General features: G+C 49.8%; 10 protein-coding genes. 5 read left to right on the top strand and 5 right to left on the bottom strand.

Annotation, left to right across the window (positions count from 1 at the left end; genetic code table 11):
* Positions 1-157: 157 nt before the first annotated feature.
* Both SK35_RS16425 and SK35_RS16420 read left to right on the top strand, forming a co-directional pair.
* Positions 158-1,306, top strand: a complete 1,149-nt coding sequence (locus SK35_RS16425) for an MFS transporter (protein WP_048214578.1) — start codon at positions 158-160, stop codon at positions 1,304-1,306.
* A gap of 213 nt (positions 1,307-1,519) precedes the next feature.
* Positions 1,520-2,941, top strand: coding sequence for an APC family permease (locus tag SK35_RS16420; protein ID WP_048214577.1), 1,422 nt, complete (start codon positions 1,520-1,522; stop codon positions 2,939-2,941).
* A 54-nt stretch (positions 2,942-2,995) separates the two neighbouring features.
* Here the strand turns inward: SK35_RS16420 and SK35_RS16415 are convergent, their stop codons facing one another.
* From SK35_RS16415 to ycaO, 5 genes are all read right to left on the bottom strand, one after another.
* Positions 2,996-3,790 (bottom strand): hypothetical protein, encoded by a 795-nt coding sequence (locus SK35_RS16415; protein WP_048214576.1) that lies wholly within the window; start codon positions 3,788-3,790, stop codon positions 2,996-2,998.
* Positions 3,791-3,876: 86 nt separating this feature from the next.
* On the bottom strand, positions 3,877-4,617 hold the full coding sequence (gene pflA, locus SK35_RS16410) for a pyruvate formate lyase 1-activating protein (protein WP_003035751.1): 741 nt from the start codon (positions 4,615-4,617) through the stop codon (positions 3,877-3,879).
* A 310-nt stretch (positions 4,618-4,927) separates the two neighbouring features.
* Positions 4,928-7,210 (bottom strand): formate C-acetyltransferase, encoded by a 2,283-nt coding sequence (pflB, locus tag SK35_RS16405; RefSeq protein WP_003035753.1) that lies wholly within the window; start codon positions 7,208-7,210, stop codon positions 4,928-4,930.
* A gap of 59 nt (positions 7,211-7,269) precedes the next feature.
* A complete protein-coding gene (gene focA / locus SK35_RS16400; protein ID WP_003831909.1) occupies positions 7,270-8,127 on the bottom strand; it encodes a formate transporter FocA in 858 nt (285 codons plus the stop codon).
* Between the two features lie 404 nt (positions 8,128-8,531).
* Positions 8,532-10,292, bottom strand: a complete 1,761-nt coding sequence (gene ycaO, locus SK35_RS16395; RefSeq protein WP_048214575.1) for a 30S ribosomal protein S12 methylthiotransferase accessory factor YcaO — start codon at positions 10,290-10,292, stop codon at positions 8,532-8,534.
* Positions 10,293-10,428: 136 nt separating this feature from the next.
* Between ycaO and SK35_RS16390 the strand changes: the two genes are divergently transcribed.
* The 3 genes from SK35_RS16390 (at position 10,429) to aroA (ending at position 13,776) form a co-directional block, all read left to right on the top strand.
* Positions 10,429-11,121, top strand: coding sequence for a DUF421 domain-containing protein (locus tag SK35_RS16390; protein ID WP_048214574.1), 693 nt, complete (start codon positions 10,429-10,431; stop codon positions 11,119-11,121).
* Positions 11,122-11,333: 212 nt separating this feature from the next.
* Positions 11,334-12,422: a 3-phosphoserine/phosphohydroxythreonine transaminase gene (gene serC / locus SK35_RS16385; protein ID WP_032942886.1), complete on the top strand. Its 1,089-nt coding sequence runs from the start codon at positions 11,334-11,336 to the stop codon at positions 12,420-12,422.
* 70 nt (positions 12,423-12,492) lie between these two features.
* Positions 12,493-13,776: a 3-phosphoshikimate 1-carboxyvinyltransferase gene (gene aroA, locus SK35_RS16380; RefSeq protein WP_048214573.1), complete on the top strand. Its 1,284-nt coding sequence runs from the start codon at positions 12,493-12,495 to the stop codon at positions 13,774-13,776.
* The last annotated feature ends 124 nt before the right edge of the window (positions 13,777-13,900 follow it).

Here is a 13,900-nt window from a genome sequence, read left to right as displayed (position 1 = left end):
AGATGTGTTTTTGTGTTTTTTATCTATTCACATTAAGAATCAGTAATGCAAATCGATCGACCAGAAAGCGCCTCAGCCCTCTGATTCCGCCGATTGACAATGTTTTTAGCAGTGGCATGATGCGCATGAAATTTGAACTTCCTCACGGTTTTTATTCATGTCCACCTATACCCGTCCCGTCATGCTATTGCTGTGCGGGCTACTTCTGTTGACCCTGGCGATCGCCGTGTTAAACACGCTCGTCCCGCTTTGGCTCGCCCATGAAAATCTGCCTACCTGGCAGGTAGGCGTGGTGAGCTCGTCTTACTTTACCGGTAATCTGGTAGGGACGTTGCTGACAGGGTATTTAATAAAACACCTTGGTTTTAACCGCAGCTATTACATCGCCTCGCTTATTTTTGCCGCGGGCTGTGTCGGGTTGGGGATTATGGTGGGATTCTGGAGCTGGATGACATGGCGTTTTATCGCCGGTGTTGGCTGCGCCATGATCTGGGTGGTCGTGGAAAGCGCGCTGATGTGCAGCGGGACGTCCCGTAATCGCGGACGGTTACTTGCCGCCTATATGATGATCTATTATGTGGGAACGTTTTTAGGCCAACTGCTGGTTAGTAAAGTATCAACAGAATTGATGAACATCCTGCCGTGGGTGACGGGTACTATCCTGGCGGGTGTTTTGCCACTGCTCTTTACGCGCATTGCTAATCAGCAGGGCGATGAACAGCAGTCTACGCCTATTGTCTCCATGCTGAGGTTGCGTCAGGCACGCCTGGGCGTTAATGGCTGCATTATTTCCGGGATCGTGCTGGGGTCTTTGTATGGCCTGATGCCGCTGTATCTCAACCATCAGGGGGTGAGCAACGCCAGCATTGGTTTCTGGATGGCGGTTCTGGTAAGTGCCGGTATTCTGGGGCAATGGCCGATTGGCCGTCTGGCGGATAAGCTGGGACGTCTGCTGGTTTTACGCGTCCAGGTCTTCGTGGTGATCGTTGGGAGTATCGCCATGCTGAATCAGGCGGCGATGGCGCCCGCGTTGTTTATGTTGGGTGCGGCAGGCTTTACCCTCTATCCGGTCGCGATGGCCTGGGCCTGTGAAAAGGTGGAACATCATCAGCTGGTCGCCATGAATCAGGCATTGCTATTGAGCTATACCGTGGGCAGTCTGCTGGGACCTTCGTTTACTGCGATGCTGATGCAGAATTATTCAGACAGCTTGCTGTTTATCATGATCGCCAGCGTATCGTTTATTTATTTACTGATGCTGTTGCGTAAGACTGGCCATACGCCCAATTCTATTGCGCACATTTGACCTGATTTAACAGAATATGAACAGGTTCCCATACATACTGTTTATGTATGCTTTATGGGAACCTGCATTATTTAATCGCACACGTCTGTCCTGAAAATAAAGTGTGCAGAAGGTTATAGTTTTACATCCTGCCGTTTCCGCTCGCTCATTTTACCGCGCATAATCCCACGCCTCATATATTGATAATCAAAAAGCTTCCACAAAGGATTGCGTATGGCTGGTGTGCAGGAAAAACAATTGCGATGGTACAACATTGCATTGATGTCATTTATTACCGTCTGGGGTTTTGGTAACGTCGTTAACAACTATGCTAATCAGGGATTGGTTGTTGTCTCCTCCTGGATATTTATTTTCGCGCTCTATTTTATTCCTTATGCGTTGATCGTCGGGCAGCTTGGCTCAACCTTTAAAGAGGGTAAAGGCGGAGTCAGTACCTGGATTAAACATACCATGGGGCCAGGGTTGGCCTATCTTGCTGCCTGGACCTATTGGGTTGTGCATATACCTTATCTGGCGCAAAAACCGCAGGCTATTCCGATTGCGCTGGGATGGGCGCTGAAGGGTGATGGTTCGTTGATTAAAGAGTACACCGTCGTGGCGTTGCAGGGGCTGACGCTGGCGCTGTTTGTCTTTTTCATGTGGGTTGCGTCCCGTGGCATGAAGTCATTGAAAATTGTTGGGTCAGTTGCTGGCATCGCGATGTTTGTGATGTCCATTTTGTATGTCGTGATGGCGGTAACCGCGCCTGCAATTACGGATGTGCAAATAGCGACAACCAATATCACCTGGGAATCGTTTATCCCACACATCGATTTTACCTACATTACCACGATCTCCATGCTGGTCTTTGCCGTGGGCGGTGCGGAGAAAATTTCGCCATATGTTAATCAGACCCGTAATCCGGGCAAAGAATTTCCAAAAGGGATGCTCGTTCTGGCTGTTATGGTAGCGGTATGCGCGATTCTCGGGTCGCTGGCTATGGGAATGATGTTTGACTCCCGGCATATTCCAGATGACCTGATGACGAATGGTCAATATTACGCCTTCCAGAAATTGGGTGAGTATTATGGTATGGGTAATTGGCTGATGGTTATTTACGCGATTGCCAATACGCTGGGACAGATTGCGGCATTGGTATTTTCTATTGATGCACCGCTTAAAGTTCTGCTGGGTGATGCTGATCGTAAATATATTCCCGAGAGCCTGTGTAAAACCAACGCTTCCGGTACGCCGGTAAATGGTTATATTCTGACGCTGGTGCTGGTGGCGATTCTGATTATGTTGCCAACACTGGGAATTGGCGACATGAACAACCTGTATAAATGGCTATTGAATCTTAACTCTGTCGTGATGCCATTGCGTTATTTATGGGTGTTTGTGGCGTTCATTGCCGTTATTCGCCTGGCGCAAAAATATAAATCGGAATATGTCTTTATTCGCAACCGCTCGCTTGCGATGACCGTGGGGATCTGGTGCTTTGCCTTTACCGCATTTGCCTGTCTGACCGGGATTTTCCCGAAAATGGAAGCCTTTACCCCTGAGTGGACATTCCAGCTCACGCTGAATATCGTGACGCCATTTGTGCTGGTTGGACTGGGATTGATTTTCCCGCTACTGGCGAGAAGAGGACGCTAAAGACAAGTGTGGCAGAAGAGCAGGAGATAGTGATGCTATCTCCTGCTTTGCCTCTCAAAACAACGGGGACAGTTCTTTTGGGATGGCATACTGTTTGCCATCATAACGCAGTACCCAACTGGCTTTCCCCGGTTTATCCTTTGATGCACACTGCTCGTTGGCGTCTGTATAGGCCGTTGATTCCACGTTTTTCTCGTTTACCCGAATATCGAAGTATCCATTATGTGAATCAGGCGCAAGGGCAAGGGTGCGTTTAATATCGTGGAATGTTCCCACACAGTTCCCGTCCCATTCACCGGTGCTATTCTCAAGTACGATTCCGTTTAATACCGCCCGTAGTTGATTATTTTCAATAACAAACAGCGATAGCGCATCTTCACTAAAAGGATTTACACGGGAACTGCCGGTGCGGGTGACTCGCAACCCAAATGCGGTCTGATCTGGGGTAACTTTCCAGCGCGCAGTATCCAACGCCAGACCGGTAATTTGAATGGCGTCGTCATTCATACGTTCGGGCAGGTGTAGCCGCTGTTTTACGTCGAGGCTTGTGGAATCCAGTACCAGAAGCTCCAGATCGCCAATGCGATCGTAATCGCTATATTGTTGTGCCATCAGCGGGATCGCCGCTAAGGTCAGTTCCGGGTGGGCTGGCCAGACACGGCAAATTGCGCTTTGCGGTGAGTTACCTGTGATATCGATAACCTGATTATGCTTTGTGAGTAGCTTGCCTTCCGCTGTCGGTTTTGCATCCGGCCACGCATGTTGCACAATGGCGTTGATATCACAGTTGCTGGCGGCATTTACGTATTGGGCAGATAACAGCAACATGCCAGAAATGAATAACCGCATGGCGTCCTTTCCTTTAATTCGAGTGGTTGTCGCTTAGATAGCAAAACGGCTGCCGTTCAGGGCAGCCGTTTCGTGGTGGCTAAAACTCAATACATCACTTTATGTCCATATTGCTCGAGAATGCCCTTCACGCGCTCCATGGTCTCTTTCTTCGGTGGTTTGACACCATCCAGTTTGTACTCTTCGCCCATTGCTACCCATTTGTGTTTGCCCAGCTCGTGGTAAGGCAGCAGCTCGATTTTTTCAACGTTACCCATATCGCGGGTAAATTCGCCGAGGCGGTGTGCGGAGTCATCGTCATCAGACCAGCCAGGTACGACAACATAGCGGATCCACACTTTGATGTCTTTGTTTGACAGGTAACGCGCGAACTCCAGCGTACGATGGTTAGATACGCCGACCAGATTCTGATGGATTTCATCGTTCATCTGTTTGAGATCGAGCATGACCAGGTCGGTGACTTCCAGCAGCTCATCGATCACCGGATCGTAGCGGCGAACAAAACCGTTGGTATCCAGACAGGTATGAATACCTTCTTTTTTACAGGCGCGGAACCAGTCACGTACGAATTCAGCTTGCAGGATAGCTTCGCCGCCAGACGCCGTCACGCCGCCGCCGGATGCGTTCATAAAGTGGCGATAGGTCACCACCTCTTTCATTAATTCGTCGACGGTGACTTCTTTACCGCCGTGTGTATCCCACGTGTCGCGGTTATGGCAATACAGGCAGCGCATCAGGCAGCCCTGAAAGAAGGTAATAAAGCGGATGCCCGGGCCATCAACAGTGCCACAGGATTCAAAGGAGTGAATGCGACCAATAACTGACATTGCGGTGTTTCTCCAGGTGTGGCCCATCCGGGGCCAGTGTTAGTGCACAGTTATTAACTGTGTCGAGTCTGTTTTGGCTGCTATCCATACTTTTCGTCTTTCAAGCTGCATCTTTGTTAGCTTCCTTCGCTCACCCCAGTCACGTACTTCTGTACGCTCCAGGGGATTCACTCCGTTACCGCCTCAATGCAACTCGAAATCCATCGAGTATATAAGTATAGATAGCTGACAAAGCAGGCTATTAAAAAGGCCCCACTTACGTGGAGCCTTTATTGTACGCTTTTTAAAGTACGATTTCAGTCAAAACCAATTACATGGTCTGAGTGAAGGTACGAGTAATAACGTCCTGCTGCTGTTCTTTAGTCAGGGAGTTAAAACGTACTGCGTAGCCAGAAACGCGGATGGTCAGCTGCGGATATTTTTCCGGATGTTCCATCGCATCCAGCAGCATTTCGCGGTTCATGACGTTCACGTTCAGGTGCTGACCACCTTCGATGGACGCTTCGTGGTGGAAGTAACCATCCATCAGACCAGCCAGGTTGGTCTTACGAACTTCGTCGTCTTTACCCAGTGCGTTCGGAACGATAGAGAAGGTGTAAGAAATACCATCTTTAGCGTAAGCAAACGGCAGTTTAGCAACGGAGGTCAGAGAGGCAACAGCGCCTTTCTGGTCACGACCGTGCATTGGGTTAGCACCCGGTCCGAACGGCGCGCCAGCACGACGACCATCTGGGGTATTACCAGTTTTCTTACCATAAACCACGTTAGAGGTGATGGTCAGAACAGACTGAGTCGGGATAGCGTTACGATAAGTAGTCAGTTTCTGAATTTTCTTCATGAAACGTTCTACCAGGTCAACCGCCATGTCATCAACGCGAGAGTCGTTGTTACCAAACTGCGGGTATTCGCCTTCGATTTCGAAGTCGATAGCCAGACCGTCTTCGTCACGAATCGGTTTAACTTTCGCATATTTGATTGCAGACAGGGAGTCAGCAGCAACGGACAGACCAGCGATACCACACGCCATGGTGCGGATAACGTCACGGTCGTGCAGCGCCATCAGAGAGGCTTCGTAGCTGTACTTGTCGTGCATGTAGTGGATAACGTTCAGCGCGGTGACGTACTGTTTAGCCAGCCAATCCATGAAGTGATCCATGCGGTCCATAACTTCGTCGAAGTTCAGAACGTCGCCTTTGATCGGTTCAGATTTAGGACCAACCTGCATTTTCAGTTTTTCATCAACGCCACCGTTGATTGCGTACAGCATGGTTTTCGCCAGGTTTGCACGCGCACCGAAGAACTGCATTTGTTTACCAACAACCATCGGGCTTACGCAGCAAGCGATAGCGTAGTCGTCGTTGTTGAAGTCCGGACGCATCAGGTCATCGTTCTCGTACTGCAGAGAAGAGGTGTCGATGGACACTTTAGCAGCGAATTTCTTGAAGTTCAGAGGCAGTTTTTCAGACCACAGAACAGTGATGTTCGGCTCCGGAGAAGGACCCATAGTGTACAGGGTGTTCAGGAAGCGGAAGCTGTTTTTGGTAACCAGAGTACGGCCATCAACGCCCATACCACCGATTGATTCAGTTGCCCAAATCGGGTCACCGGAGAACAGTTCATCATATTCAGGAGTACGCAGGAAACGAACCATACGCAGTTTCATGACCAAGTGGTCGATCATTTCCTGTGCGTCTTGCTCGGTGATTTTGCCTGCTTTCAGGTCACGTTCGATGTAAGCATCCAGGAAGGTGGATACGCGACCGAAGGACATTGCTGCACCGTTCTGAGATTTAACTGCGGCCAGGTAGCCGAAGTAAGTCCACTGGATAGCTTCCTGAGCGTTGGTAGCCGGACCAGAGATATCGCAGCCATATTTAGCAGCCATTTCTTTGATCTGACCCAGAGCGCGGTGCTGTTCAGCGATTTCTTCACGCAGACGGATTGTTGCTTCCAGGTTTACGCCGTTTTCCAGATCGGACTGCAGAGAGACGAACTGAGCGTATTTGTCTTTCATCAGGTAGTCGATACCGTACAGCGCAACGCGACGGTAGTCACCGATGATACGGCCACGGCCATACGCATCTGGCAGACCAGTCAGAACACCGGATTTACGGCAGTTCAGAATGTCTTTGGTGTAAACATCGAATACGCCCTGGTTGTGGGTTTTGCGGTATTCGGTGAAGATTTTTTTCAGCATCGGGTCCAGTTCGCGATTGTACGCTTTGCAGGAACCTTCAACCATTTTGATGCCGCCAAACGGAATGATCGCACGTTTCAGCGGAGCTTCAGTCTGCAGACCAACAATCTTCTCGAGCGCTTTGTTGATGTAGCCAGCGTCGTGAGAAGTGATGGTAGAAGCAACGGAGGTGTCAAAGTCAACAGGCGCGTGAGTGCGGTTTTCCTGTTTAACGCCTTCCATAACGCTGTCCCACAGTGCAGTGGTCGCATCAGTTGCGCCAGCCAGGAAGGACTCGTCACCCTCATACGGAGTGTAGTTTTTCTGAATGAAGTCACGTACGTTTACTTCATTCTGCCAATCACCTTTGGTAAAACCTTCCCAGGCTGTGGCTAACTTTTCATTAAGCTCGGACATGTAACACCTACCTTCTTAAGTGGATTTTTTATTTACTGCGTGTAATGGGCATCAACAGATTAATGATGATCGTTACCACGCAGATAAATGACCCAGTATGTCAACCCGACCAACAAACCGCCGCCGATAATGTTACCGATCGTAACCGGAATCAGGTTATCGGTGATGAAATTCATCACGGTCAGGTGAGAAAAATTCTCCGGAGAAGACCCAACTGCGGTCCAGAATTCCGGGGTGGCGAAATCGCGTATTACAATACCCATAGGGATCATAAACATGTTTGCGATACTGTGCTCAAAACCGCTGGCAACAAACATTGCGACCGGTAATACCATGATAAACGCTTTGTCCATCAGGCTGCGGCCTGAGTAGCTCATCCATACGGCCAGACACACCATCAGGTTAGCCAGGATACCAAGGCTCACTGCCTCAACAAAAGTATGGTGCACTTTGTGGTCGGCTGTTTGCAGAACGTTGAGCCCCCATGCGCCGTTGGCGGTCATATACTCGCCAGAAAGCCACATGAGTAACACAAAGATCAGGGCGCCAATCAGGTTGCCGACATAAACGTTAAGCCAGTTTTTCGCTAACTGACCCCAGGTAATACGACCACTGGCTTTAGCAACGACGATCAGTACGGTTGAAGTGAAGAGGTCTGCACCGCAGACAACACAAAGGATCAGCCCCAGGGAAAAGCAGATACCACCTACTAATTTCGCCATGCCGAAAGGCATAGTACCAGTGCCGGTTGTGGCGGTGATATAGAAAACAAAGGCAATTGAAATGAATACACCGGCAGTAATTGCCAGATAGAACGTCTTAAGCGGATGTTTCGTTGCTTTATAGACGCCTGCTTCTTCGGCAACTTTGGCCATTGCAGCAGGTAGAATAAGATCAAAAGGGTTGTCAGCTTTCACACTAACTCTCTCTTTATTAAGTCGGCGACGAGATACTAACAAAGCATTATAGATGAGAATTTGATATAGATCATATCTCGCCTGGCTTATAGGCCCGTAAGACGCATGGTTTTTATGCGATTACGGTGTAACATGTTGATTATCCATATAAAAATAAATTTTAAAAATTATAAAGTGAGTTGAATTTTTTCTTTCAGCCTCCTATGGAACGGTTAATTAAAATGGAGTAATTGAGATAAAAAACCACATTAATAAGCTAATTTTTTTAATATCAACTACTAATATTTAACCTTGCTTTTACATTTATTTTTTGGTTTGACCAAAATAAAAAACGGGGCGCTTTAAGCGCCCCGTAATATAGCTCAGACAATACATTTAGCCTACTCGAGGCAAGTTGTTTGTCACTATTTTGACCAGTGTGCCGCTTTCGCGCGTTGCAATTTCTCATAGGCTTTCAGCAGAGACTGATGTGCCGGGAATGCGTGCAGATCGCTGTCTACTGGCTGAAGTCCATAAAACGGCGCTTCACCACTCAGTGCCGCACTTGCCGCTTCAACCGCCTCAGCGCCGTACATGCGGACGAATGCGTTCAGATACTGCAGCGGCTGACGGTCTTCTTCCTGAGACAGTAGCAACAATGTTTGCAGGCAGCGATAGTAGTTTGCACGTTCCGCGCTAAAGACGGAGGCGTTAAATTCCATCGTCCATTCGGTCCACACCAGGGCCTGCTCCAGATCGCCACCGGCCAGCGCCAGCATCACTTTAAGCTCGCCAATACGCAGGGTGTACCAACCGTTTTCCGCACCGGTCGCCAGACCGAGCAGCTCACGCACGCGGGTGAAGTCGTCAAAACCTTCTTCATCCAACTGTTCAATCAGATTGAGGTAGTCTTCTTTATCCCACTCACTGCCTGGCAGAGAGAGAATGGTGTCACGCAGATGGGTGCCCATAGCGTTGTTGGCTAACCACAGATCTTCTGCCGGATAGATGTCAGACATTCCCGGAACAATAATGCGGCATGCGTAAACGCCCAGGTGCTCATAGTCAGCGATATACACTTCTTTATCTTCAGCATTGAAGATGGCCATCAGGGTGGCGAACTCTTCTTCCGTGGTGCCGGAGAAATTCCAATCAACGAACGGATAGTCGGCATCCTGCTTGAACAGATCCCAGGAGATCAGACCGCTGGAATCGATGAAGTGAGTTTCAAGGTTGGTATGTTCTGCCACTTCCTCATCGTCGAAGGTCGGTGGGGTGAAGACATCAAGATCCTTCAGACCACGGCCCTGCAGCAGTTCAGTCACGGTACGCTCCAGCGCAACGCCGAAATCCGGGTGTGCGCCGAAGGAGGCAAAGCAGGTACCGTTGGCCGGGTTGAACAGGACAACGCAAATCACCGGATACTTGCCGCCCAGCGAGCCATCGTAGGCAAAAATCGGGAAACCTTCCGCTTCCAGTGTGGCGATGGACTCCACCACTGCCGGATAGCGCGCCATCACCTCGGCCGGGATTTCCGGCAGGCTGATGCTTTCGGCGATAATACGGTTCTTCACATGGCGCTCAAAGACTTCAGACAGGCCCTGAACGCGAGCTTCGTTAGGTGTGTTACCCGCAGACATGCCGTTAGAAACATACAGGTTGCCGATAATATTCATCGGAATGTAGACGGTCTGGTTATCAGACTGGCGGGTAAACGGCAGGCCACAGACGCCACGCTCTTCATTACCAGACTGTAGATCGATAAGCATGCTGCCGGTCAGTTCGTTATCTGGATCGTAAAATGCACGCAGACGCGCATCCAGTAAACCTTCTGGAACATCGTCTTCTTCAGTCAGCGGGAACCATTTTTCGTTCGGGTAATGTACGAAGGGGCCATTGGCGATAGTTTCTCCCAGCCAGAAATCTGCAAAGAAGTAGTTAGTCGACAGACGCTCAAAGTATTCGCCCAGCGCAGAAGCCAGCGCCGCTTTTTTTGTCGCGCCTTTACCGTTGGTGAAGCACAGCGCGCATTCTTTGTCGCGAATATGTACAGACCAGACGTTAGGGACGGGATTCAACCACGAAGCTTCTTCAATTTGAAAACCGAGGTCGAGCAATTTTTGCTGGAAGCGAGCGATGGAGTCTTCCAGAGCGGCATCTTTGCCGGGGATAAATGTTTGCGTCATGAAAATCACTTTTGTCGTACGGAAAGCGCGCAATGATACGGGTTTTCAATGAACGGCGCTATCGTCGCCGGAGCCCATGCGTAAATAAAAGCATTGGCTATGCTTTCTTACAGCCAATCACGTTTAGAGCATATTAATGAAAGCTTTCGATTTACACCGTATGGCGCTTGATAAGATGCCCATGGATTTTCTGGGGGAAGTTGCGCTACGCAGCCTTTACACCTTTATATTGGTTTTTCTGTTTTTAAAAATCACCGGACGTCGTGGCGTACGCCAGATGTCGCTTTTTGAAGTCCTTATCATCCTTACGCTGGGTTCCGCCGCGGGAGACGTGGCGTTTTATGACGATGTTCCGATGCTGCCGGTGCTGGTGGTCTTTATTACTCTTGCTGTGCTGTATCGGTTGGTAATGTGGCTAATGGCGCATAGTGAAAAAATGGAGGACCTTCTGGAGGGCAAACCCGTCGTGATCATTGAAGACGGCGAGCTGGCATGGTCAAAGCTCAATAGCGCCAATATGACGGAATTTGAATTCTTTATGGAACTGCGTTTGAACGGCGTGGAGCAATTGGGACAAGTGAAACTGGCTATTCTGGAGACGAATGGGCAAATCAGCGTCTACTTCTTTGCCGATGAAGACGTAAAGCCGGGGCTCAGTATTTTGCCTAAACGTTGTACGCAACGATTTAAAGTAATACCTGAAGCAGGGGACTATGCCTGCATACGTTGTAGCGAAGTGGTGCAAATGAAGGCCGGAGATCATCAATTATGTCCGCGCTGTGCAAATCCAGAATGGTCGAAGGCCAGTCGGGCAAAACGGGTTACCTGACAGCAAAAATCTCGGTTTTTACCCGTCAATCCGATAGATTCTGTTGTGTGACCGATGACACATTTTTACCCTTGCCAGTTTTACCCATTGCGGCGCGTGTCACTGAATGATAAAACCGATATCCACAGGAATAACTTATACCAATGTCTGTCACCGGATTATCGTCAATGACAGGATGTTGATTGGACAACAACACAACGTGGTGAGGGGAAATGGCTCAGGTCTTCAATTTTAGTTCAGGTCCGGCAATGTTACCGGCAGAAGTACTTAAACTGGCTCAACAGGATCTTTGTGACTGGAACGGTCTTGGCACGTCAGTGATGGAAATTAGCCACCGTGGCAAAGAATTCATCCAGGTCGCAGAGGAAGCGGAGCAGGATTTTCGCGATCTTCTCAGCATCCCCTCCAACTATAAAGTGTTGTTCTGCCATGGCGGTGGTCGCGGGCAGTTCGCGGGTATCCCGTTAAATATTCTGGGCGATAAAACCACCGCGGATTACGTCGATGCCGGTTATTGGGCCGCCAGCGCAATTAAAGAAGCGAAAAAATACTGCACGCCAAACGTTATTGATGCCAAAGTCACCGTGGACGGCCTGCGTGCTGTTAAGCCGATGAGTGAATGGCAGCTTTCTGATAACGCGGCATACCTGCACTATTGCCCGAACGAAACCATCGATGGCATTGCGATCGATGAAACGCCGAATTTTGCCAGCAACGTTGTGGTCACGGCGGATCTGTCCTCCACCATTCTTTCCGCACCGCTTGACGTTAGCCGTTATGGCGTAATTTATGCCGGGGCACAGAAAAATATCGGCCCGGCCGGTCTGACGATTGTCATCGTCCGTGAAGATTTACTGGGTAAAGCGCATGTCTCATGCCCGTCAATCCTCGACTATACCGTGCTGAATGACAACGATTCCATGTTCAATACGCCGCCAACCTTTGCCTGGTATCTGTCTGGCCTGGTCTTTAAATGGCTGAAAAAGCAGGGCGGTGTTAATGCGATGGATAAAATTAACCAGCAAAAAGCGGAATTGCTCTACGGCGTAATCGATAACAGCGATTTCTACCGTAACGATGTGGCGAAATCCAACCGTTCACGCATGAACGTCCCGTTCCAGCTGGCTGACAGCGCATTGGATAAACTGTTCCTTGAAGAGTCTTTTGCTGCGGGCCTGCACGCGCTGAAAGGGCACCGGGTGGTCGGCGGTATGCGTGCGTCCATCTACAATGCCATGCCGCTTGAAGGTGTTAAAGCACTGACCGATTTCATGGTCGATTTCGAACGCCGCCGCGGCTAATCTGCTGTACTTTTCATCCCCACAGCCCGTCTGTGGGGTTTTTATGTCTGTTTTTTGAGAGTCGAGTTTCATGGAATCCCTGACGTTACAACCCATTGCGCGGGTGGATGGCACCATCAATCTGCCTGGATCCAAAAGTGTTTCTAACCGCGCTTTGCTGCTGGCTGCATTAGCCAATGGCACCACTGTCCTGACCAATCTGCTGGACAGCGATGATGTTCGCCATATGCTCAATGCTCTGAATGCGTTAGGGATTAGCTATACCCTTTCTGCCGATCGTACCCGCTGCGAGATAGTTGGCAATGGTGGTGCATTGCACGCAGAAGGTGCAGTTGAGCTGTTCCTTGGCAACGCCGGAACCGCAATGCGCCCGCTGGCCGCAGCGCTATGTCTGGGCAGCAATGACATCGTGCTGACGGGCGAACCGCGCATGAAAGAGCGCCCGATTGGCCATCTGGTTGATGCGCTGCGCCAGGGCGGAGCCAAAATTGACTATCTGGAGCAGGAAAACTATCCACCTTTACGTCTGCGCGGTGGCTTTACCGGAGGCCAGGTTGAGGTAGACGGTAGCGTTTCCAGCCAGTTCCTCACTGCGTTGCTGATGACTGCGCCGCTGGCGCCGCAGGATACGACGATCGCAATTAAAGGTGACCTGGTATCCAAACCTTACATTGATATCACACTGAACCTGATGAAAACGTTTGGTGTTGAAATTGAAAATCAAAACTACCAGCGCTTTGTCGTGAAAGGGCAGCAGCAGTATCAGTCACCGGGTGCATACCTGGTTGAAGGTGATGCTTCTTCCGCTTCCTATTTCCTCGCGGCAGGTGCTATTAAAGGCGGTACGGTAAAAGTTACCGGGATTGGCCGCAAAAGCATGCAGGGTGATATTCGTTTTGCCGATGTACTGGAGAAAATGGGCGCAACCATTACATGGGGCGACGATTTTATTGCCTGTACTCACGGCGAGTTGAACGCAGTGGATATGGATATGAACCATATTCCTGATGCGGCGATGACCATTGCAACGGCGGCGCTGTTCGCTAAAGGCACCACGACATTACGTAATATCTACAACTGGCGCGTCAAAGAGACCGATCGTCTGTTCGCGATGGCGACGGAGTTACGCAAAGTGGGCGCGGAAGTGGAAGAGGGGCATGACTTTATCCGCATCACCCCGCCTGCAACATTGCAATTTGCGGACATCGCGACCTACAACGATCACCGCATGGCGATGTGTTTCTCGCTGGTGGCGCTGTCTGACACGCCGGTGACCATTCTTGACCCAAAATGTACCGCCAAAACCTTCCCGGATTATTTCGAACAGTTGGCTCGTATTAGTACATCTGCCTGATTTTATTGCCGCACTTTCGGGTGCGGCACATTCTGACATCTTCGATTGCCTATTTATTCTACACTCAGCTTCAATGATTCTGCATTTTTCACACAAAGATAACGATCGTTGGCGTTGGCGCGTA

This window comes from Citrobacter sp. MGH105, from assembly GCF_001037485.2.
GTDB classification, from domain to species: domain Bacteria; phylum Pseudomonadota; class Gammaproteobacteria; order Enterobacterales; family Enterobacteriaceae; genus Citrobacter; species Citrobacter portucalensis.
Note: the sequence above shows the minus strand (reverse complement) of the source record. Positions and strands in the feature narration are given on the sequence as shown.

What these genes read in the sequence shown, in the direction of transcription:
- SK35_RS16425 (WP_048214578.1), top strand. Translation starts at nt 158, where the DNA reads ATGTCCACCTATACCCGTCCCGTCATGCTATTGCTGTGCGGGCTACTT.
- SK35_RS16420 (WP_048214577.1), top strand. Translation starts at nt 1,520, where the DNA reads ATGGCTGGTGTGCAGGAAAAACAATTGCGATGGTACAACATTGCATTG.
- SK35_RS16415 (WP_048214576.1), bottom strand. Translation starts at nt 3,790, where the DNA reads ATGCGGTTATTCATTTCTGGCATGTTGCTGTTATCTGCCCAATACGTA.
- pflA (WP_003035751.1), bottom strand. Translation starts at nt 4,617, where the DNA reads ATGTCAGTTATTGGTCGCATTCACTCCTTTGAATCCTGTGGCACTGTT.
- pflB (WP_003035753.1), bottom strand. Translation starts at nt 7,210, where the DNA reads ATGTCCGAGCTTAATGAAAAGTTAGCCACAGCCTGGGAAGGTTTTACC.
- ycaO (WP_048214575.1), bottom strand. Translation starts at nt 10,292, where the DNA reads ATGACGCAAACATTTATCCCCGGCAAAGATGCCGCTCTGGAAGACTCC.
- SK35_RS16390 (WP_048214574.1), top strand. Translation starts at nt 10,429, where the DNA reads ATGAAAGCTTTCGATTTACACCGTATGGCGCTTGATAAGATGCCCATG.
- serC (WP_032942886.1), top strand. Translation starts at nt 11,334, where the DNA reads ATGGCTCAGGTCTTCAATTTTAGTTCAGGTCCGGCAATGTTACCGGCA.
- aroA (WP_048214573.1), top strand. Translation starts at nt 12,493, where the DNA reads ATGGAATCCCTGACGTTACAACCCATTGCGCGGGTGGATGGCACCATC.